The 20,183-nt window shown below is 69.4% G+C and carries 18 protein-coding genes; 11 read left to right on the top strand and 7 right to left on the bottom strand.

Annotation, left to right across the window (positions count from 1 at the left end; all coding sequences use genetic code 11):
* Positions 1-50 precede the first annotated feature (50 nt).
* From ACXIZN_RS22115 to ACXIZN_RS22100, 4 genes are read right to left on the bottom strand one after another with little or no spacing between them, the layout of a single operon-like run.
* The gene (locus tag ACXIZN_RS22115; protein WP_457956621.1) at positions 51-1,040 is read right to left on the bottom strand and encodes a TIGR03842 family LLM class F420-dependent oxidoreductase; all 990 of its coding nucleotides are present in this window, start codon (positions 1,038-1,040) and stop codon (positions 51-53) included.
* Positions 1,041-1,050: 10 nt separating this feature from the next.
* Positions 1,051-2,436 (bottom strand): dihydropyrimidinase, encoded by a 1,386-nt coding sequence (gene hydA, locus ACXIZN_RS22110; protein ID WP_457956620.1) that lies wholly within the window; start codon positions 2,434-2,436, stop codon positions 1,051-1,053.
* Entirely contained in the window at positions 2,436-3,278 is an 843-nt protein-coding gene (locus tag ACXIZN_RS22105) for a nitrilase-related carbon-nitrogen hydrolase (RefSeq protein ID WP_038517092.1), read from the bottom strand. Before ACXIZN_RS22105 ends, hydA begins: the two co-directional genes overlap by 1 nt.
* The gene (locus ACXIZN_RS22100; protein WP_457956619.1) at positions 3,229-4,800 is read right to left on the bottom strand and encodes an NCS1 family nucleobase:cation symporter-1; all 1,572 of its coding nucleotides are present in this window, start codon (positions 4,798-4,800) and stop codon (positions 3,229-3,231) included. Before ACXIZN_RS22100 ends, ACXIZN_RS22105 begins: the two co-directional genes overlap by 50 nt.
* Before the next feature lie 241 nt (positions 4,801-5,041).
* On the opposite strand from ACXIZN_RS22100, the gene ACXIZN_RS22095 reads away from it, so the two are divergent.
* From ACXIZN_RS22095 to ACXIZN_RS22085, 3 genes are all read left to right on the top strand, one after another.
* The gene (locus tag ACXIZN_RS22095) at positions 5,042-5,725 is read left to right on the top strand and encodes a response regulator transcription factor (protein WP_185926950.1); all 684 of its coding nucleotides are present in this window, start codon (positions 5,042-5,044) and stop codon (positions 5,723-5,725) included.
* On the top strand, positions 5,722-6,747 hold the full coding sequence (locus tag ACXIZN_RS22090; RefSeq protein WP_457956618.1) for a HAMP domain-containing sensor histidine kinase: 1,026 nt from the start codon (positions 5,722-5,724) through the stop codon (positions 6,745-6,747). Before ACXIZN_RS22095 ends, ACXIZN_RS22090 begins: the two co-directional genes overlap by 4 nt.
* Before the next feature lie 69 nt (positions 6,748-6,816).
* Positions 6,817-8,370, top strand: coding sequence for a DUF4153 domain-containing protein (locus tag ACXIZN_RS22085; RefSeq protein WP_457956616.1), 1,554 nt, complete (start codon positions 6,817-6,819; stop codon positions 8,368-8,370).
* Between the two features lie 163 nt (positions 8,371-8,533).
* Here the strand turns inward: ACXIZN_RS22085 and ACXIZN_RS22080 are convergent, their stop codons facing one another.
* Together ACXIZN_RS22080 and ACXIZN_RS22075 are read right to left on the bottom strand one after the other, a co-directional pair.
* Positions 8,534-8,899, bottom strand: coding sequence for an SSI family serine proteinase inhibitor (locus tag ACXIZN_RS22080; RefSeq protein WP_457956614.1), 366 nt, complete (start codon positions 8,897-8,899; stop codon positions 8,534-8,536).
* A 59-nt stretch (positions 8,900-8,958) separates the two neighbouring features.
* Complete coding sequence (locus ACXIZN_RS22075) at positions 8,959-10,581, bottom strand: PucR family transcriptional regulator (protein WP_457956613.1); 1,623 nt, start codon at positions 10,579-10,581, stop codon at positions 8,959-8,961.
* A gap of 144 nt (positions 10,582-10,725) precedes the next feature.
* Here ACXIZN_RS22075 and ACXIZN_RS22070 point away from each other — a divergent pair, with 144 nt between their 5' ends.
* On the top strand, positions 10,726-12,222 hold the full coding sequence (locus tag ACXIZN_RS22070) for a CoA-acylating methylmalonate-semialdehyde dehydrogenase (RefSeq protein WP_457956611.1): 1,497 nt from the start codon (positions 10,726-10,728) through the stop codon (positions 12,220-12,222).
* 409 nt (positions 12,223-12,631) lie between these two features.
* On the opposite strand, the gene ACXIZN_RS22065 is transcribed toward ACXIZN_RS22070, so the two are convergent.
* A complete protein-coding gene (locus ACXIZN_RS22065) occupies positions 12,632-13,822 on the bottom strand; it encodes a lipase family protein (RefSeq protein WP_457956610.1) in 1,191 nt (396 codons plus the stop codon).
* Positions 13,823-14,066: 244 nt separating this feature from the next.
* Between ACXIZN_RS22065 and ACXIZN_RS22060 the strand changes: the two genes are divergently transcribed.
* The 7 genes from ACXIZN_RS22060 to ybeY all read left to right on the top strand — a co-directional run bounded on the left by ACXIZN_RS22060 (position 14,067) and on the right by ybeY (position 20,177).
* Positions 14,067-14,675, top strand: a complete 609-nt coding sequence (locus ACXIZN_RS22060) for a DUF1707 SHOCT-like domain-containing protein (RefSeq protein WP_457956609.1) — start codon at positions 14,067-14,069, stop codon at positions 14,673-14,675.
* 81 nt (positions 14,676-14,756) lie between these two features.
* Positions 14,757-15,782, top strand: coding sequence for a heat-inducible transcriptional repressor HrcA (gene hrcA / locus ACXIZN_RS22055; RefSeq protein WP_126729501.1), 1,026 nt, complete (start codon positions 14,757-14,759; stop codon positions 15,780-15,782).
* A gap of 42 nt (positions 15,783-15,824) precedes the next feature.
* On the top strand, positions 15,825-16,988 hold the full coding sequence (gene dnaJ / locus ACXIZN_RS22050) for a molecular chaperone DnaJ (RefSeq protein WP_125676153.1): 1,164 nt from the start codon (positions 15,825-15,827) through the stop codon (positions 16,986-16,988).
* 3 nt (positions 16,989-16,991) lie between these two features.
* Positions 16,992-17,744: a 16S rRNA (uracil(1498)-N(3))-methyltransferase gene (locus ACXIZN_RS22045; protein WP_457956607.1), complete on the top strand. Its 753-nt coding sequence runs from the start codon at positions 16,992-16,994 to the stop codon at positions 17,742-17,744.
* A 331-nt stretch (positions 17,745-18,075) separates the two neighbouring features.
* Positions 18,076-18,426, top strand: a complete 351-nt coding sequence (locus tag ACXIZN_RS22040; RefSeq protein ID WP_257488252.1) for a histidine triad nucleotide-binding protein — start codon at positions 18,076-18,078, stop codon at positions 18,424-18,426.
* Between the two features lie 114 nt (positions 18,427-18,540).
* Positions 18,541-19,626, top strand: a complete 1,086-nt coding sequence (locus ACXIZN_RS22035) for a PhoH family protein (protein ID WP_034316397.1) — start codon at positions 18,541-18,543, stop codon at positions 19,624-19,626.
* Entirely contained in the window at positions 19,623-20,177 is a 555-nt protein-coding gene (ybeY, locus tag ACXIZN_RS22030; protein WP_126729494.1) for an rRNA maturation RNase YbeY, read from the top strand. The genes ACXIZN_RS22035 and ybeY overlap by 4 nt, the downstream gene beginning before the upstream one ends.
* Positions 20,178-20,183: the final 6 nt, after the last annotated feature.

Below are 20,183 nucleotides of genomic sequence, written 5' to 3'. Positions count from 1 at the left end.
TTCGTCCTCTGAATGCGGTAGAACGCGTTCAGAGGACGAAATGCGGGTCGTCAGCGGTTGATGACCTCCGAGCCGTAGCGCTTCAGGGTTTCTTCGCGCTGGTCGTGCATGAGGTACAGCGAGAACTGGTCGACACCGAGCGAAGCCAGCTCCTCCAGGCGTTCCACATGCGCCGAAGACGGCCCGAGCAGGCAGAACCGGTCCACGATCTCGTCCGGGACGAAATCGGTCGACGGATTGCCCGCCCGCCCGTGGTGCGAGTAGTCGTAACCTTCCCGCTCACGGATGTAGTCGGTCAGCTCGCGGGGCACCGGACCGGAATCGCCGTACCGCGCCACGAGATCCGCGACGTGGTTGCCGACCATCCCGCCGAACCAGCGCAACTGTTCCCGCTGATGCGCCAGATCGTCGCCGACGTACGCCGGGGCCGCGAGACAGATCGTGATCCCGGCCGGGTCCCGCCCCGCCGCGCGAGCGGCCTCGCGGACGGAACCGATGGTCCACCGGGCGATCGCGGGATCCGCACACTGGAGGATGAAGCCGTCGGCGTGTTCACCGACCGTCTTCAGCGCCTTCGGCCCGTATCCCGCCATCCACATCTCGAGCCTGCCGTTGCGGATCCACGGGATCTGCACCGGCTTGTCCCGCAGCAGGACTTCGCGTCCTTCGGCGAGTTCCTTGACCACGTGCATGCAGTCGCGCACGGTGGCCAAAGTGGACGGTGGCATGCCGACCACCCGGTGCGCCGAGTCGCCGCGGCCGATCCCGCAGACCGTCCGGTTGCCATACATGTCGTTGAGCGTGGCGAAGGTCGACGCCATCACCGACCAGTCCCGGGTGGCCGGGCTGGTCACCATCGGGCCCACGATCATCGACGACGTCGCCGCCAGGATCTGCGAGTAGATGACGAACGGCTCCTGCCACAGCACGCACGAGTCGAACGTCCAGCCGTAGCGGAAACCCTGGTCCTCGGCGGCCTTCATCAGCCGCACGAGGTCCCGTGCGGGCGGATCGGTCTGGAGAACAATTCCGAAGTCCACGGCCACCGCCTCAGTTCAGGTACTGGTTCAGATCGCGCGAGAGGAATTTCCCGTGCGTCGTACTGCCCGAGAAGCCGGACGGCGACACGACCAAGCGGCCGCGGGAAAGCACCGTCTCGACCTTGCCGGTGATCTCCATTCCTTCGTAGGCCGAGTAGTCGACGTTCATGTGGTGCGTCTCGACCGACAAGGTCTGCTTCGCCGCGGGGTCGTAGACGACGATGTCCGCGTCCGAACCCGCCGCGATGACCCCCTTGCGCGGGTACAGCCCGAACATCCGCGCCGGGGTGGTCGAGCAGGTCTCGACCCAGCGGCCGAGGGTGAGCTCGCCCGCCACGACACCCTGGTGCAGCAGGTCCATCCGGTGCTCGACGCCGGGGATCCCGTTGGGGATCGCGCGGAAGTCGCCGCGGCCGAGTTCCTTCTGGTCCTTGAAACAGAACGGACAGTGATCCGTCGACACCACCGAGAGGTCGTTGGTGCGCAGACCTCGCCACAGATCCGCCTGATGCGACTTCTCCCGCAACGGGGGTGAGGCGACGTACTTCGAACCCTCGAAATCCGGCTTCGCCAGGTCCTCAATGGACAGATAGAGATACTGAGGACACGTCTCCGCGAAGACGTTCTGCCCGTCGTTACGCGCTTCCGCGACCGCCGCGAGTGCCTGCGACGCGGAGAGATGCACGATGTACAGCGGCGCCCCGGTCACCTTGGCCAGCTGGATCGCGCGCGAGGTCGCCTCGCCCTCCAGCTCCGGCGGCCGGGTGAGCCCGTGCTGCACCGGGTCGATCTTCCCGGCCGCGAACGCCTGCGCGGCCAGCTGGTCGATCGCGATGCCGTTCTCCGCGTGCATCATGATCGTCGCGCCGATCTCGCGCGCCTTCTGCATGGCCAGCAGGATCTCGCCGTCCGTGGAGTAGAACACCCCGGGATACGCCATGAACATCTTGAAGCTGCCGACCCCGCCGTCGACGCAGGCCTGCATCTCCTTCAACGACGAATCGTTGACGTCGGAGACGATCATGTGGAAACCGTAGTCGACGGCGCAGTTCCCGTCGGCCTTCTCGTGCCATTTGTCCATAGTGGACAGCAGGGAGGTGCCCTTGGCCTGGACGGCGAAGTCGATGATCGTGGTCGTCCCGCCCCACGCCGCCGCCGTCGTCCCGGTGCCGAAGGTGTCGACGGAATGCGTCCCGCCGAACGGCATCTCCATATGCGTGTGCGCGTCGATCCCGCCGGGCAGCACGTACTTCCCGGTGGCGTCGATCACCGAGTCCGCGGGCCCGAGCGTGCCGGGGGCGCCGACGGCCGAGATCGTCTCGCCGTCGACGAGGACGTCCGCCGCCGAAGCGCCCATCGTGGACAGCACCTGCCCGCCGCTGATGAGGGTGGTCATCACGCCTCCGCGAGGGGTCCGTAGCTGTCGGGTCGCCGGTCCCGGTAGAAGGCCCACAGATCCCGCACCTCGGCGAGCTTGCCCATGTCGAGGTCGCGGACGACGATCTCCTCCTCGGTGTCGGACGCGGCTTCGCCGACGAGCTGGCCACGCGGGTCCGCGAAATACGACTGGCCGTAGAAGTCGTTGTCGCCCAAGGGTTCCACGCCGACGCGGTTGATCGTGCCGACGTAGTACTCGTTCGCGACGGCGGCTGCCGGCTGCTCCAGCCGCCACAGGTACTCCGAAAGGCCCCGGCTGGTCGCCGACGGGTTGAACACGATCTTCGCGCCCGCCAGGCCCAGCGCGCGCCAGCCCTCCGGGAAATGCCGCTCGTAACAGATGTAGACGCCGATCCGGCCGACGGCGGTGTCGAACACCGGGTAGCCCATGTTCCCGGGCCGGAAGTAGAACTTCTCCCAGAACCCCTTCACCTGCGGGATGTGGTTCTTGCGGTGCTTGCCGAGGTAGGTGCCGTCGGCGTCGATCACCGCGGCGGTGTTGTAGTACACGCCGGGCTGCTCGACCTCGTACATCGGGACGACCAGCACGACGCCGTGGCGTTCGGCGACCTCCTGCATGAGCTTCGTCGTCGGCCCGTCGGGGATGCCTTCGGTGTAGGAGTAGTAGTCGGTGTCCTGCACCTGGCAGAAGTACGGGCCGTAGAACAGCTCCTGCAGACAGACGACCTGAGCGCCCTGCGAAGCGGCCTTGCCGATGGCTTCGACCGCGTTCGCGATCATGGACTCCTTGTCACCCGTCCACCGCTGCTGGATCAATCCGGCTCGGACCACGTCGCTCACTTGCATCCTCCTCGATTTCGGTGGTGCGCTTGCGTTCGGGCAGGGACAGCAGCAGGTAGACGACGAAAGCGCCCGCCAGGCCGACGACCCAGTTGTAGTCGTAGAGCGGTTTCAACAGCGGGATCAGCCCGTCGGCGGGGAACGGCCCGCCGTACGCGCCGCCGACCGCGAGGACGGCGCCGACCAGCGTCGCGATCAGCGCCCGCCAGTTCCAGCCGCCGTTGAACCAGTAGATGCCGCGTTCGGTGTAGAGGTCCCGCAGGCTGAGGCGCGTGCGGTTGATCACCCAGTAGCCGGCGACGAGCACCCCGGCGACCGCGCCGAGCAGGCCGCCGTAGAAGCCGAGCCACGCGAAGATGTAGATGTTCGGATCGGAGTAGAGCCGCCACGGCTGGATGAGGATGCCGATGATGCCGGTGATCAGCCCGCCGACGGCGAAGGTGATCTTCTTCGGGAACGCGTTGGAGAAGTCGTAGGACGGGCTGACCACGTTCGCCGCGAGGTTCGCCGACACGGTCGCCAGTACCAGCGCGATCAGCGCGACCACCACGACGACCGGGGAGTCGAACCGGTCGGCCAGTTTCGCCGGGTCCCAGATCTGCTCGCCGTAGAGGACGCTGCCGCCGGAGGTGGTCAGGATGGCGACGATCGCGATGAACGTCATCGTGGTCGGCAGGCCGAGGATCTGGCCGCGGACCTGTTTGCCCTGGCTGCCGCCGAACCGGGTGAAGTCCGGCATGTTCAGCGAAAGCGTCGACCAGAACGCGATCATCGCCATCAGCGCCGGGGCGAACACCTTCCAGAAGTCCGGGCCCCAGCCGAGTTTCCCGGGTTCGGCCAGGATCGGCCCGAGCCCGCCGGCCTTGATCAGCACGTAGCCCAGCAGGATCAGGAAGCCGACCGAGACCAGCGGCGCCGTCCAGTTCTCGAACTTCCGGACCGCCTCCATCCCGCGCCAGATGATGAGCATCTGGATCACCCAGAACACCCCGAACGACAACCACAGCGTCCAGTGCTGGCCGAGGACGACGGTGGAGTTCTTCCAGCCGGATCCGGCCAGCCGCCCGACGATGATGTAGATCGCCTCGCCGCCGACCCAGGTCTGGATGCCGAACCAGCCGCACGCGATGAACGCCCGCAGCAGCGCCGCCAGGTTCGCGCCGCGCATCCCGAAGAAGGCGCGGGCGAACACCGGGAAGGGGATGCCGTACTTCGTCCCGGCGTGGCTGTTGAGCAGCATCGGGATCAGCACGATCAGGTTGCCGATGGTGATCGTGAGCAGTGCCTGTACCCAGTTCATCCCGAGCGCGATCAATGATGCGGCGAGCGCGTAGGAGGGGATGTTGTGCGCCATGCCCATCCACAGCGCGAAGTAGGTGTAGGTGGTCCAGGTCCGCTTTTCGACCGGGACCGGGGCGAGTTCTTCGTTGTAGAAGCGGCTGTCCTTCAAGGACTCGACCTCGCCGAGTTCCACCCGGCCATCAGGATGCACGTGCTGCGTACCGCGTGCCGTCGGCTCCATTGCGGAATCGTGCTCGCCCGCGCCGCGCGGGTGGGACTGGCAGACTGTTCACTGTTGATGGCGTCGGAGCGCAGACTGTCGATTGCGTTCACGGGCTCCTGGTGCATGACCTGCGTCACACACACGGACGTAGTAATCCGGCAAACCGGCCGAAACATCTCCACAGGATCTCCACAGCTCACCCGGATGGTCTCCACGGCCGGTGCTTACAGTCATCCCCATGGAACTGGGAGGACGCCGGGTGCTGGTCGTCGAGGACGACGTGACCATCGCGGAGAGCATCGCCGCGCGGCTGCGGGCCGAGGGATTCACCGTGGACCTGGCGCACGACGGCCCTTCCGGCGTCGAGACCGACGCCGAACGTGAGCCGGACCTGGTGGTGCTCGACGTGATGCTGCCGGGCTTCGACGGGCTCGAGGTCTGCCGCCGGATCCAGGCGCGCCGCCCGGTCCCGGTGCTGATGCTGACCGCCCGGTCGGACGAGACGGACATGCTGATCGGCCTCGGCGTCGGCGCGGACGACTACCTCACCAAACCGTTCTCCATGCGGGTGCTCTCGGCGCGGGTGCACGCGCTGCTGCGCCGGGTCGAACGATCGGCCAGGACCGACGTGAGCGACGCCGGCACGAAGATCGTCCTCGGCGACCTCGAGATCGACGTCGAGCAGCGGCGGGTCACGCGCGCGGGCAACCAGGCGCAGCTGACGCCGATCGAGTTCGACCTCCTCGTCCACTTCGCGAAGCGCCCGAGGGCGGTGCAGCCGCGGGAACGCCTGCTGAGCGAGGTCTGGGACTGGGACGTCGCGGGCACCGGTTCGGGCACCCGCGCGGTCGACAGCCACATCAAGGCGCTGCGCCGCAAACTGGGCGCGGACCTCATCCGCACCGTGCACGGCGTCGGCTACGCGCTGGAGGTGGGATCGTGAAGCTCCGCCCGCTGCTCGGCCGGATCGTCGACGCCCTCCCGAGACCGCTCGACCCGGTCCGCTCCATCAAGCTCAAGCTCGCGATCCTGCTGGTGTCCTCGGGCGGTATCGCGTTCGCCTTCTTCAACTGGCAGATCGGCTGGCTGCCGCCGCGGACCACGATCGCCGCGATGGTGCTCGCCGTGGTGACCTCGCAGATCCTGGCGCACGGGATGACCAGGCCGCTGCGCGAGATGACCGCCGCCGCCCGCGCGATGGCCAAGGGCGACTACACCCGGCGGGTCCGGGCGACCGCTCGCGACGAGGTGGGGGAGCTGTCGCACGCCTTCAACCAGATGGCCGCCGACCTGGACGCGTCGGACCAGCGGCGCCGCGAGCTGATCGCGAACGTCTCCCACGAACTCCGCACGCCGATCACCGCGCTGAACGGGGTGCTGGAGAACCTCGTCGACGGCGTCGCCAAACCCGATCCGGCGACGTTGAAGACCGCGCTGCAGCAGACCGAACGGCTCGGCAGGCTGGTCTCGGAACTCCTCGACCTCTCCCGGATCGACGCGGGCGCGTTCCCCTTGCAGCTGGAGGAGTTCGATCTCGAACTGCTGCTGGAGGAGGTCGCCGCCGAAGCGGGGGCCACCGGCCGCGGAGTGCGCTTCACCGTCGATGTCCAACCGCCCGGCGCGACGGCCGTCGCCGACCGCGGGCGGCTCTACCAGGTCGTGGTCAACCTGCTCGACAACGCCGTCCGGCACGGCCCGGCCGGGGGCGAGGTCCGGGTGCGGGCGGAGGCCCGCGAGGCCGACGTCGTCATCGAGGTCGAAGACGAAGGCCCCGGGATCCCGCCGGGGGAGCGGGACAGCGTGTTCGAGCGGTTCACCCGCGGTGAGCGGGCGGGCGGCGGGGGCACCGGTCTCGGTCTCGCGATCGCGCGGTGGGTGGTCGACCTCCACGACGGCAGCATCGCGGTCGTCACGCCCGAGCACCGGCCGGGCTGTGTCATCCGCGTCGTGATCCCCGTTCCCTAGTTCCCGCCGCGCGTTTTCCGCGGCTCCGCGCACACCGCGATATGTGCTTTCGCAAACTGGAGGATTGAGATGAGCGAAGACCAGGAAGACCGGCAGGCGCACGCGTCGCCGCCCTCGGTGACCGCCACATTGCCGCCCGCGCCGCCGATCCCGGTGCTGATGCGGCCCCGCGTGCCGCCCAAATCGGCGATCGTCCCGTTGCCCGGCTCCGTCCTGCCCGCCGCGGTCGCGGCCGGGCTGATCGCCGCCGTCGCCATGCCCGACGAGCCAGGAGCCGGCTGGTTCGTGGCCGGGCTCGCCTTCGCGGTGGCCGTCTACTTCGCCGACAAGCGGGCGCGCGGCGACGCCGAACCGCATTTCCGCCTGGCCAACGCGGTCTGGGCGACGGCCGCACTGGGTCTGCTCGCGGTCGGTATGTTCCGTGCTTCGGTGTGGCTGAACGTGTTGTGCGTGCTGGCCGCCCTCGTCGCCGGATCCCTCGCCGTGGTCGGGAAACGCACGGTGAACACGATCATCTACGACGTATTCGCGGTCCCGATCGAAGCGCTGCTTTCGATCCCGTGGATCGGGCGCGGGCTCGCGAAGCTCGGCAAGAGCCAGGAAGGCCGCACGAGGCCCAGGTTCCTGATGCCGGTGCTGGCCAGCGCCTTGCTGCTGCTGGTGTTCGTGCCGCTCCTGCGTGGCGCGGACGCCGCGTTCGCGAACGTCGTCGACGCGGTGATCCCCGAACTGAACCCGGGAACGTTCGTGCGCTGGGGATTCTTCTTCGTCGTGGCCGCGTTCGCCGTCACCGGGGCGTGCTACTTGCTGGCGGCGCCCCCGCTGGCCGCTGCCGACGACGCGCCGCGCAAACGGCTCAAGCACCGGCTCGAATGGACGTTGCCGCTCGGTGTGCTGGTGGCGCTGTTCACGAGCTTCGTCGTGGTCCGCCTGGTCGTGTTGTTCGGCGGCACCGAATACGTCCTGGCCACGAGCGGGCTGACCGCGGCCGAGTACGCCAGGAGCGGGTTCTGGCAGCTCTCCGCCATCACCGTGCTGACCCTGCTGCTGGTCGCCGCCGCATTGCGGTGGGCACCGAAATCGTCGGCGGCCGACCGCGCCTGGCAGCGGGGGCTGCTCGGCGCGTTGAGCGTGCTCAGCCTGGTGCTGGTGGCCTCGGCCTTGAGTCGCATGTGGACATATCAGCAGGCGTACGGGTTCACCGTGCTGCGGCTGCTGGTCGAGGTCTGCGAACTCTGGATCGGCCTGATCTTCGTACTGGTACTGGTGTCCCTGATCCCGCTGCGGTCGGCCTGGCTGCCGCGCGCGGCCATCGGAACCGCCGTCGCGGCGCTGCTCGGACTGGCCGTCCTCGATCCGGAACGGTTCATCGCCGACCGCAACATCGACCGGCTCGCGCACGGGAAGACGCTCGACACCCGTTACCTGTCCCGGTTTTCCGCCGACGTCGTGCCGTCGGTGGACCGGCTCCCGGAGCCGCTGCGGTCCTGTGTGCTCAGGCCGGTCGTGCGGGGAATTCCGGAAGATGATTGGCGCGAATGGAACCTGAGCCGGTCCCTCGCGCGTCAGACCCCTGTCGCCGCGGAGGACGGGATCGGGTGCGGCTACCTGCCCCGTTCTTGAGTCGTGACACCACGGCCTTGATCGCCCTCGTGGGGGTGAGGGCGATCAAGGCCGCGGTGAACGGTGCCGCCGGGTCACCGAGGGGGAGACCCGGTGGTCAGAGGGTGAAGTCCTTCGTGCCAACGGTTCGGGGCGGCTGCGCGACGGTGTCGCCTGGGCGTGGTCAGAAGGTGAAGACGCCCGCCGACTCGGCGTCGGCGACGCAGCGGTTGGCGTACGAGGTCCGGTAGGTGACCGGTTCACCGCGCCACTTGCCGACCGCGGAGACGTCCACCGGGGCGTACTCGAGGGTGCAGGCCCGCGGTTCCGGGCGGAGCCGGTCGAACTCTCCGTCCACTTCGGACAGTTTGGCGCAGGCGTTCCCGCGCCCGGGGTGGGAGCCCCCGGTGGGTCCGCAGGTGAGCGAGACGGTGCCGACCCGGCCCCTGGTGTCGTGGCTGGTCAGCTGGAACGTGGATTCGGCGGGGTGCGCCGGGGCCATACAGGCCAGCGCGAGTACGCAGGCGCCGATCGGTTCGAAGAAAGCCATATCAACCCTATCGGCTGACGTGACCCGGTCACTGTGTTCCACTCTCGGGTGAGATTTGCTCACTCGGACGTGTGGTCGTCGGCTTTTCGAATGTCGTGCGCGAGCAAAGCGACATAAAGCGAGAGCATCGACTCCGGATCTTCGAGCCGTACCCCGAGGACCTGCTCGATCCTGGCCAGCTGCTGGTAGTAGGCGGTGCGGGAGGTGTGCGCGGCGGCGGCCGCCGCGGACTTGTTGCCACCGTGCTCGCAGTAATGCCTCAACGCCTGGACGAGTCTGCTGCCCTGCGCGGCGTCCCGGCTCAGCAGCGGGCCGAGCTCCCGCGCGGCGAACGCGGTGATCCGTTCATCGCCAGCCAGCAGGTGCAGCAGCCCGCGCAACCGGACGTCGTCGAGCCGGTGGACCACCCGTTCGACGTTCTCGGCGAGCGCCGCGGCGGCCACCTGCGCGGCTTCGACGAGCGTCCGGCGCGCGTCGGCGGGCCCGCCGCCCGTGGTCCCGACCGCGACCACGGCGGGCGCGCCGGCGCGGGCCTCGTGGACGTCGGTCGCCAGCCGCTTCAGTACCGCGTCGACCCCGGCCTCGGGCGACAGCGCGATCAGCGCGCGCACCTGGGTGTCGTCGGTGGCCACCAGCGCGGACACCTTGGCGTGCCGGGCGGCGAGCACGGTCGCCTCGGCGAGTTCCCGCAGCAGCACCGGAGTGGACTGCGCGGTCTTGGTGGTCACGGTGATCCGGGGCCGCACGGAGACCCCGACGAGCAGCCGTCCCGTCAGCGGGACACCCAGCGCGGAGGCCCGCGCGGTCAGTTCGGCGGGCGGCACCGGGTTCGCCAGCAATTCGGTCAGGATCGCGCGGTGCGCCTGCCGTTCGAGGGAGTCGGTGTCCTTGGCGACCAGCCGGTGCACCGCGAGCGCGGACGCCGCGCGTTCGGCGACCACGACGTGCCGGTGCGGCGGTGGCTCCCCGCAGACGACGACCAGCCGCCCCCAGTCGTGCCCGCGTGCCCCGACCACGGTGATCAGCCAGCCCGCGCCCGGGTGGTACCCGGTCCGCTCGCCGACCTGCACCGGCCGCGACCGGGACGGCCAGCCGGGCAGCAGTTCCCCAGGGTCGGCCCCCGCCGTGTCGTAGGCGAGGACCTCGTGCGACAGCGTCTCCAGCACGACCGGATGTTCGGTGAGCCGGGCGACCTCGCGCAGGATGACCCCCGGCTCGGCGCCGGCGACCGTCAGCGCGGTGAAGGTCTCGTGGACCCGTTCCGCGGCGCGCAGTTCGTCGACCTGGGCGTCGACGATCAGCCCGTTCACCGCCTCGGTGACCGACACGAAACGCGTCTCGCGCGAAAGGGTGATCAGCGGGACGCCGTGCCGGTCCGCGGCGTCGACCAGCTCGGGCGGCAGTTTCTCGCTCCAATGGCGGACCAGTTCGACCACGACCCCGGCGACCCCGACGCCCGCCAGATCCGCGACGTACCGGGCGAGCGCGGCACCGTCGTCGGGCAGCGCGACCCCGGTGGTGAGCACGAGTTCCCCGCCTCGCAGCAACGGGGCGATGTCCGCGACCTCGGCCACGTGCGCCCAGCGGACCGGCGCGTCCAGCCCCGCCGCCCCCGCCACCACATGGGGCCTGCCCTGACGCAGCACCGGCAGCGCGAGCACCTCGGCGACGGTCGGGTACATCGGCCTCCCACCCGGTTCGGCAACGCTGGAGACAGACTGTACGGCCGGGACCGGGAGTCCGTACACGTTGCCGATGGCGTCGGTGTGGCGCGCGCGCCCAGACTCGACCGGGAGCAGGCACCGGCGATCAGGAGGGCGGAACCCGTGACCGACCGCATCACCCATTGGATAGACGGCAAACCGTGCGAAGGCGTGAGCGAACGATCCGGGGACGTGTTCGATCCGGCCACCGGCCGGGTGCGGGCGAAGGTCGCCTTCGCCGCGCGGGACGACGTCGACGCCGCCGTCGCGGCCGCGTCCCGGGCGCTGCCGGGCTGGCGCGGGACATCGCTGGCCGGGCGGACGCGGGTGCTGTTCGCCTTCCGTGAGCTGCTTTCGGCGCGGCGTCACGAGCTGGCGAAGATCGTCACCGGCGAACACGGCAAGGTCGAATCCGACGCGGCGGGCGAGATCGCCCGGGCGATCGAGAACGTCGAGTACGCCTGCGGTGCCGCGCAACTGCTCAAGGGCGGGTTCAGCGAGAACGCCTCCACCGGTGTCGACGTCTACTCGATCTCGCAGCCGCTGGGCGTGGTCGGCGTGATCTCGCCGTTCAACTTCCCGGCGATGGTCCCCCTGTGGTTCGTGCCGAACGCGCTCGCCTGCGGCAACACCGTCGTGCTCAAGCCGAGCGAGAAGGACCCGTCCGCGGCCGTGTTCATCGCGGAACTGTTCGCCGAGGCCGGCCTGCCCGACGGCGTCCTCAACGTCCTGCACGGCGACAAGGTGGCCGTCGACGGGTTGCTGGAACACCGCGACGTCAAGGCGATCTCGTTCGTCGGCTCGACTCCGATCGCGAAGTACGTCTACGAAACCGGGACCAGGCACGGGAAACGCGTGCAGGCGCTCGGCGGCGCGAAGAACCACATGGTCGTCCTCCCGGACGCGGACCTCGACCTCGCCGCCGACGCGGCCGTCTCGGCGGGCTTCGGCTCGGCGGGGGAGCGGTGCATGGCGGTGTCGGTCGTGGTCGCGGTCGACCCGGTCGGCGACGAACTGGTCGCGAAGATCGCCGAGCGGATCAAGCGGCTGCGCGTCGGCGACGGCATGCGGCCCACCTCGGAGATGGGGCCGCTCGTCACCGCCGCCCACCACGAACGCGTCGAGTCCTACGTCGGGGCGGGGGTCGACGCGGGCGCCCGGCTCGTCGTCGACGGCCGCGGCGTCGAGGTCGACGGCGAGGACGGCGGGTTCTGGCTCGGCCCGACGCTGTTCGACCACGTCACGCCGGAGATGTCGATCTACACCGACGAGATCTTCGGGCCGGTGCTGGCGGTCGCGCGGGCCGAGGGGTACGACGCGGCGCTGGAGCTGATCAACGGCAACCCCTACGGCAACGGCACCGCGATCTTCACCAACGACGGGCGGGCCGCGCGGCGGTTCCAGAACGAGGTCGAGGTCGGGATGGTCGGCGTGAACGTGCCGATCCCGGTACCGGTCGGCTACTACTCGTTCGGCGGGTGGAAGGACTCGCTGTTCGGGGACAGCCACGCCTACGGGCCGGAAGGTTTCCACTTCTTCACGCGGACGAAGGTCGTCACCTCGCGGTGGCCGGACCCCTCGCAGGGCGGGGTGAACCTCGGGTTCCCGCGCAACAGCTGACGCACGAGAACCCGAGGCGCTCGGTACCGCCGGGTGCTGGGGCTTGGCCGGGGGTTGCGAAAGCCGCTTCGCAACGTTGGTCTTGGCCAGGCCTGGTGATCATGTCGCGAAAGCCACTTTCGAGACGTCTGACGTCCCGAAAGTGGCTTTCGCGACACCGGCTCCAGCCCCCAGTCTCCCCCAGACCCCACAGACCGGGCCCGGGATCAACGGCGGCCGGAAGCCAGTAGGTACCTAAGACACCCTCGGCTAGAACCNCCCCCCCGCCCCCCCCCCCCCCCACACCGGCTCCAGCCCCCAGTCTCCCCCAGACCCCACAGACCGGGCCCGGGATCAACGGCGGCCGGAAGCCAGTAGGTACCTAAGACACCCTCGGCCAGAACCGTCCTCGCCACTCACGACGGTGTGGTCAGAACCGGCCGCAGTTGCCGCTACCGGCCTGGCCGTTGAACGCGCTCTTCAGCCACTCGGTGGCATCGGTGGACGCGGTCGTCATGCCCAGCGCGTGGGACAGGAACGGCGTGAAGGTCGTCAAGTCCTTCCACCGGACGTTGGCGCCCTTGCCGCACCAGTCCTTCGCCATCTGCTTGCCGACGGCGGCCGGGATGACGTCGTCCAGCGGGCTGTGTTCGACCATGACCGGCATGGCGGGTTTGATCGTGCCGATCCGGTTCTCCGCCACGATCGCGTCGAACGGCGGCTGGGAAAGGTAGGCGGAGACCGGCTTGCCCTCCTTCGTCAGCGAGCTGGTCTGCTTGTACATGAACTGGAGGACCGCGTTCAGGGTGCAGGTCTGCCGGGCCTTGAGGAACAGCTCGGCCCCGGCCGGGTTGGCCAGGTCCATCAACCTGGCCTCGGGGTAGGCCTGGTTGATGCCGATCAGCGCGTAGCCGAGGAACCCGGCGTACATCCCGCCGTCGAGCGACTTCGACAGCACCACCTTGTCCGCGGGCGGCGCGCCGGAGTAGACGCCCTTGATGTCCAGCTCGGGCGCGTAGGTGGCGGCCAGTTCGGCGGCGGCCGCGGCGGCACTGCCGCCCTCGGAGTAGCCGGCGATACCGACCGGGCCTCCGGCGGGCAGCCCCGTTCCCGGCAGCCGCTGCGCGGCGCGGACGACGTCGAGCACGGTGTGCGCCTCGGACAGCCGGACGACGTACGGATGGTCGCCGCTGCCCTCCACCCACGGTCCGATGTAGTCGGTCTGTGCAACGGCGAACCCGGCGCCCAGCAACGCGTTGACGAATCCGCCCTGGAAACCGGAGATCAGGTCCGAGGAGCCCTCGCCCGCGAGGGTTTTCGAGGGAGCGCAGTCCGGGCCCATGCCGAAGGTGAAGGGCGCGTAGGCCACGATCGGCCGTTCGCCGGGACCGGTCCACGGCTTGTCCGGCACCAGAACGGTGCCGCTCACCGCGACTTGCTTGTTCTTGTTGTCCCGGGACAGATATTGGATCCGGGTCGCCTTCGCGCCGTTGTAGTTCGAGGGCTGCGACTTGACCACGTCACCGTTTTCGCCGGCGGGAAGTGGTGAAGAGGAGGTGTACACCGAATTCGTGTCCGCGCCCGCGACCGTCGTTCCCGCGGCGACCAAGGTCGCGGTCATGACGGCGATGAAAGCATGGCGAAGGAAGGAAGTCATCACTGCGCTCCACGCTGGGTCAGAATGTGCTGCCGGTGGACGAACGCCTAGATGGAAGCGTTTCCGTTCCTCCGAGGTCAATCGCGGAAAATGGTTTTGTCATGGCAGGCAGGACGGCGGAACCGAATTCACTCATGGCGGTCATGGCTTTCCAGCAGATCGCCGGGAATCGCCGGAGCGAGCGCCGATTCCGGTTAGCATCGCCGTCATGTCGGAACCGAAGCGGTCGGCGATGCGGGTGGCCGATTCCGATCGCGAAAACGTCGCGCGGCTGCTGTGTGAGGCGATGGGCGCGGGACGGATCACCGCCGGTGAACTGGAAACGAGACTGGACGCCGTCTACGCGGCCAAGACTTTCGCGGAATTCGAACCCGTCGTCGCGGATCTGGCCCCCGGCGGCACGCTCGCCCTGTCCCACGCCGGTGACGAGGAGCAAGGCGGACGGCGGTCGTTCGCTGTCATGTCGGGCACCACGCGGAGGTTCGCCGGACCACTGCCGTCGAACCACGTCACCCGCGCGTTCTGGGGCAGCGTGCGCCTCGATCTGCGGCGGGCCCGGATCGACGGTGGATCCTGCACGATCAGGGCGGTGGCGGTCATGGGCGGCGTCAAGATCGTCGTTCCGGAGGACTTCGCCCTCGACGTCCGGGGCCTCGGCCTGATGGGCGGGTTCGGCACCGGCCGCAGGACGGGGCGACGGCGGCAGCCGACGGGCGCGCCGGTGCTCCGCGTCACGGGTTTCGCCTGGTGGGGGTCGGTGAAGGTGATCCGAAGGCCTGTGGAGCCGCCGCGGCGTTCCCCTCGGAGGCGCGGCTGACGGCCCTGGAGGCGTCCGGTGACGCCCCGGGCACTTCGCCTTCCGTAAACTCGTTGTGAGGACGAGCCGAGGGAGGTGCGGGTGGCCAACGCGGAAGAACGCCGATTCGAAGTGCTGCGTGCGATCGTCGCCGATTACGTCTCCAACCAGGAGCCCGTCGGGTCCAAGGCGATCGTCGACAGACACAACCTCGGGGTGTCGAGCGCCACGGTGCGCAACGACATGGCGGCGCTCGAAGAAGAGGGCTACATCACACAGCCCCACACCAGCGCGGGCCGGATCCCCACCGACAAGGGATACCGCCTGTTCGTCGACCGGATCGCCGAGGTCAAACCGCTCAGCGCGGCCGAACGCCGGGCCATCACGGCCTTTCTCGACAGCGGCACCGACGTCGACGACGTCCTGCGCCGCTCCGTCCGGTTGCTCGCGCAGCTGACCAGGCAGGTCGCGGTCATCCAGTACCCGATGATGACCAACTCCACCGTCCGCCACCTCGAAGTGGTGCCGCTCACCCCCGCCCGGCTGATGCTGGTGCTGATCACCGATTCCGGCCGCGTCGACCAGCGCACCGTCGACCTCGGGGACGTCATCACCGAGGAGAACGTCGCCAGGCTGCGCACGGTGCTCAACGGGGCGCTGGCGGGCCGTCGTCTCGCCGACGCCGCGGCGTCGGTCGCCGAACTGCCCGAAAAGTCGCCGGGCGAGTTGCGCGACAGCCTCACCCGCGTCTGTACCGTGCTGGTGGAATCGCTGGTCGAACACCCCGAAGAGCGGCTGGTGCTCGGCGGCACGGCCAACCTCACCCGCAACGTCTCGGACTTCCCCGGATCGCTGCGGCAGGTGCTGGAGGCGCTCGAGGAGCAGGTCATCGTGCTCAAGCTGCTGGCGGCCGCGCGCAACCCCGGTGCGATCAGCGTGCGCATCGGTGAGGAAAATGAGGACGAGCAGATGCGCAGCACCTCGGTGGTGTCCATCGGCTACGGGATGGACGACATGCTGCTGGGCGGTATGGGCGTCGTCGGGCCGACCAGGATGGACTACCCGAACACCATCGCCGCGGTGCGCGCGGTGGCGAACTACGTGGGGCAGATCCTCTCCGGCCGCTGAACGCGGCGTTGAGGTCGAAGTCAGAAGGAGAAGGCGGAGACGGTGGCGAGGGACTATTACGGCATTCTCGGGGTTGCGAAGAACGCGACGGATCAGGAGATCAAGCGCGCCTACCGCAAACTGGCCCGTGAACTGCACCCCGACGTCAACCCGTCGGAAGACGCTCAGCACCGCTTCGGCGAGGTGACCACCGCGTACGAGGTGCTGTCCGACCCGCAGAAGCGCAAGGTCGTCGACCTCGGCGGCGACCCGATGGACGGCGGCGCCCGCGGTGGCGGCGGAGACCCGTTCTCGGGCTTCGGCGGTCTCGGCGACATCATGGACGCCTTCTTCGGCGCCGCCGGAGGTGGCGGCGGCCGCGGCCGTGGCCCGCGCAGCCGCGTGCAGCCCGGCTCCGACGCGCTCATCCGCCTCGGCCTCACCCTCGAGGAATGCGCCACCGGTGTCGACCGTGAGATCACCGTCGACACCGCCATCGTCTGCGACCTGTGCCGTGGTGCCGGCGCGGCCGAAGGCACCGGCACCAAGACCTGCGACACCTGCGGCGGCGCGGGCGAGGTCCAGTCCGTGCAGCGGTCCTTCCTCGGCCAGGTCGTCACGGCCCGTCCCTGCCCGGTCTGCCGCGGCTTCGGCGAGGTCATCCCCGACCCCTGCCGCCAGTGCGGCGGCGACGGCCGGGTCCGCGCCCGCCGCAACGTCACCGCCAAGATCCCGCCGGGCGTCGGCGACGGCATGCGCATCCGCCTCTCCGGCCAGGGCGAGGTCGGCCCCGGCGGCGGCCCCGCGGGCGACCTGTACGTCGAGATCGACGAGGCGCCCCACGAGGTGTTCGTCCGGCAGGGCAACGACCTGCACTGCAACTTCCGCATCCCGATGACCACCGCCGCGCTCGGCGCCACGGTGCCCATCGAGACGCTCATCGACGGCGACTACGAACTCGACATCGAACCGGGCACCCAGCCCGCCACCGAACTCGTGCTCACCGCCAAGGGCATGCCGCGGCTGCGGTCCTCCGGCCGCGTCGACGGCCGCGGCGACCTGCACGTCCACATCGACGTCGTCGTCCCGACCAAACTCGACGACGCCCAGCGCGACCTCCTCGTCGAACTCGCCCAGCAGCGCGGCGAAGACGTGCCTTCGCTGGCCTCGAACGGTTCCAAGCCCGGCGGGCTGTTCTCCAAGCTGCGCACCAAGAACCACCGGTAACCCGTGCCCGAGACCACACTGCCGGTCTTCCTCACCGCCGCGCTGCCCGGCTCCGGGCGCACCACGCTCGACGGTGAGGAAGCCCGGCACGCCGCCACCGTCCGGCGCCTGCGCGTCGGCGAACGTCTCGTGCTTTCAGACGGTGAAGGCGGCATGGCGCGCTGTGTCGTCGAGGCCGTCCAGGCTGGCCGCGACGCCGCGCTCACCCTCGCCATCGAGGAACACTGGACCGAGGAACCGCCGGCACTGCGCGTCATCGTCGCCCAGGCGCTCGCGAAGGGTGACCGCGGCGAACTCGCCGTCGAACTCGCCACGGAAGCGGGCGCCGACGCCATCGTCCCCTGGCGCGCCGCGCGCAGCGTCGCCCGCTGGGAAGAAGGAACCCGCGGCGACAAAGCCCTCACCCGCTGGCGCAACACCGCCCGCGCCGCCGCCAAACAGGCCCGCCGCGCCCACGTCCCCGAAGTCGCCGAACCCGTCACCACCCGGGAACTCGCCGAACTCGCCCAGACCGTTTCCCGTGCACTCGTCCTCGAGTCCGGCATCACCACCCGCCTCACCGAGATCGAACTCCCGGCACAAGGCGACATCCTGCTCGTCGTCGGCCCCGAAGGCGGCATCACCGACGAAGAACTGAGCACCCTCACCGACGCCGGCGCGACCGCCATTCGGTTGGGCCCCACCGTTTTGCGCACCTCCACCGCCGCCGCCGTCGCCCTTGGGGCGCTAGGGGTTCTCACAGAACGCTGGAAGTGAAAAAACACCCCACCAATTTGCGGCGAGTTATGGCGCGATCACGCAAACAGCCGTTACTCTCGTTAACTGACGCGCAACACACGGTTTCGGCGCGCCACTGGGGATGAAGCCCGGTCGCGCGCGTGAATCCCCGCCGGGCACCTCCCCCCTCGGTCCGGCGGAGCCGCGGCGGCGGTGGGCCGACCCCCAGGGCCCACCGCGCCGCGGCATCTTCATTTCCGGCCTTCGTTCCTTGCCGCCCCCCGAAATCCGCGCCGCGGCGCGGTTCCGCGAAGCGTGTCGTCCATCCGCGCACGCGGGTGCGGTGCGGGGGTGGGGATAGGGTGGGGGGATGAGTGACGCGGAGACGTTGTTCGAGCGGATCATCGCGGGGGAGATCCCGTCCGAGAAGGTGTACGAGGACGAGACGACGTATGCGTTTCGGGACATAGCGCCGCAGGCCCGGGTGCATGTGCTCGTGGTGCCGAAGAAGCGGTACCGCAATCTGGCCGAGCTGGCCGCGGGTGACCCGCAACTCCTCGCCGACGTGGCCTCGACGGCCCGGAAGGTCGCGGAGATCGAGGGGATCGCCGAGTCCGGGTACCGGGTGGTGTTCAACACCGACGGTGACGCCGGGCAGACCGTCTTCCACGTGCACGCGCACGTGCTCGGCGGCGAGCAGCTGGGGCATTTCGGCCGCTGAGGCGCGCGCCCCGCGGAAACCGGACTGCGTGCCGACACCCGCAACCAGTAACATCGACCTTGTCACTGTCGTTGAAAATCGCAGCGTAAGCGCAGGAAGTAGGCCCGAGGCCACGTGGCCGGAACCGTACCGGGTGAAGCCGCCCGACCCGACGTTCCCGCGGACGTCATCCCGACGAAGACCGACGAGGCCGCGATCACCGAGGCGGCCCAGTCCCGATTCCCCATCCCCGACGCCGCCGCGCTCAGCCTGCTCGGCTCGAGGGACGAAAACCTCCGCGTCGCCGAGGAACTCCTCGCCGCCGACGTCCACGTCCGGGGCAACGAGGTCACCCTGACCGGCGCCCCCGCCGACGTCGCCTTCGCGGAGCGTGTCTTCGCCGAACTCGTGACGCTCGCCGGCCGCGGCCAGCAGGTCGACCCGGCCACCGTCCGCCGCACCGTCGGCATGCTCTCCACCGGTGACCACGAGTCACCGGCCGAAGTGCTGAGCATGAACATCATCTCCCGGCGCGGCAAGACGATCCGGCCCAAGACGCTCAACCAGAAGCGCTACGTCGACGCCATCGACAAGCACACGATCGTCTTCGGCATCGGCCCCGCCGGTACCGGCAAGACGTATCTCGCCATGGCGAAGGCCGTCCAGGCGCTGCAGGCGAAGCAGGTCACGCGCATCGTGCTGACCCGCCCGGCGGTCGAAGCAGGCGAGCGCCTCGGCTACCTGCCGGGCACGCTCAACGAGAAGATCGACCCGTACCTGCGCCCGCTCTACGACGCGCTGCACGACATGGTCGAGCCCGAGTCGATCCCGCGGCTGATGCAGGCGGGCACCATCGAGATCGCGCCGCTGGCGTACATGCGCGGCCGCACCCTCAACGACGCCTTCATCATCCTCGACGAGGCGCAGAACACCACGCCGGAACAGATGAAGATGTTCCTCACCCGGCTCGGGTTCGGTGCCAAGATCGTCGTCACCGGTGACGTCACGCAGGTCGACCTCCCGAACGGCCAGAAGAGCGGCCTGCGGGTGGTCCGCGACATCCTCGAAGGTGTCGAGGACCTGCACTTCGCGCAGCTCACCAGCCAGGACGTGGTGCGGCACAAGCTCGTCGGCGACATCGTCGACGCGTATGAGAAGTGGCAGGCGCTGCAGGACAGCCAGGACAAGGGCAACGGCTGGAAAGGGCAGCGTCGTTCATGAGCATCGAGATCGCCAACGAATCGGGCGTGAACGTCGACGAGACCTCCATCGTGTCGGCCGCCCGGTTCGCGCTCGACAAGATGGAGGTCAGCCCGCTCGCCGAGCTGTCCATCCTGCTCGTCACCCTCGAGGTGATGGAGGACCTGCACGAGCGGTGGATGGACCTGCCCGGTCCCACCGACGTGATGGCCTTCCCGATGGACGAGCTCGACTCGTCACGCCGCCCCGACGCGCCGGACGCTTCGCCCGCGCTGCTCGGCGACATCGTGCTGTGCCCGGCGTTCGCGAAGGACCAGGCCAAGACGGCGGGCCACTCGCTGATGGACGAGCTGCATCTGCTCACCACGCACGGCGTGCTGCACCTGCTCGGCTACGACCACGCCGAACCGGCCGAGGAACGCGAGATGTTCGGCCTGCAGAAGCGGATCCTCGGCGAGTTCCAGGCGGCCGTGGCCGCGCTCAACAAGCGTGACGCGCAGCGCTCCGCGGACGACAGGCTCCTCGGCACCGCCGGCCTCGACGCCGTGCCCGCCGACGAACCCCCGGCCTAGGCGGCG

The sequence above is a fragment of the Amycolatopsis sp. TRM77291 genome (assembly GCF_054166285.1).
This window is presented reverse-complemented; position numbering and strand designations above follow the sequence as displayed.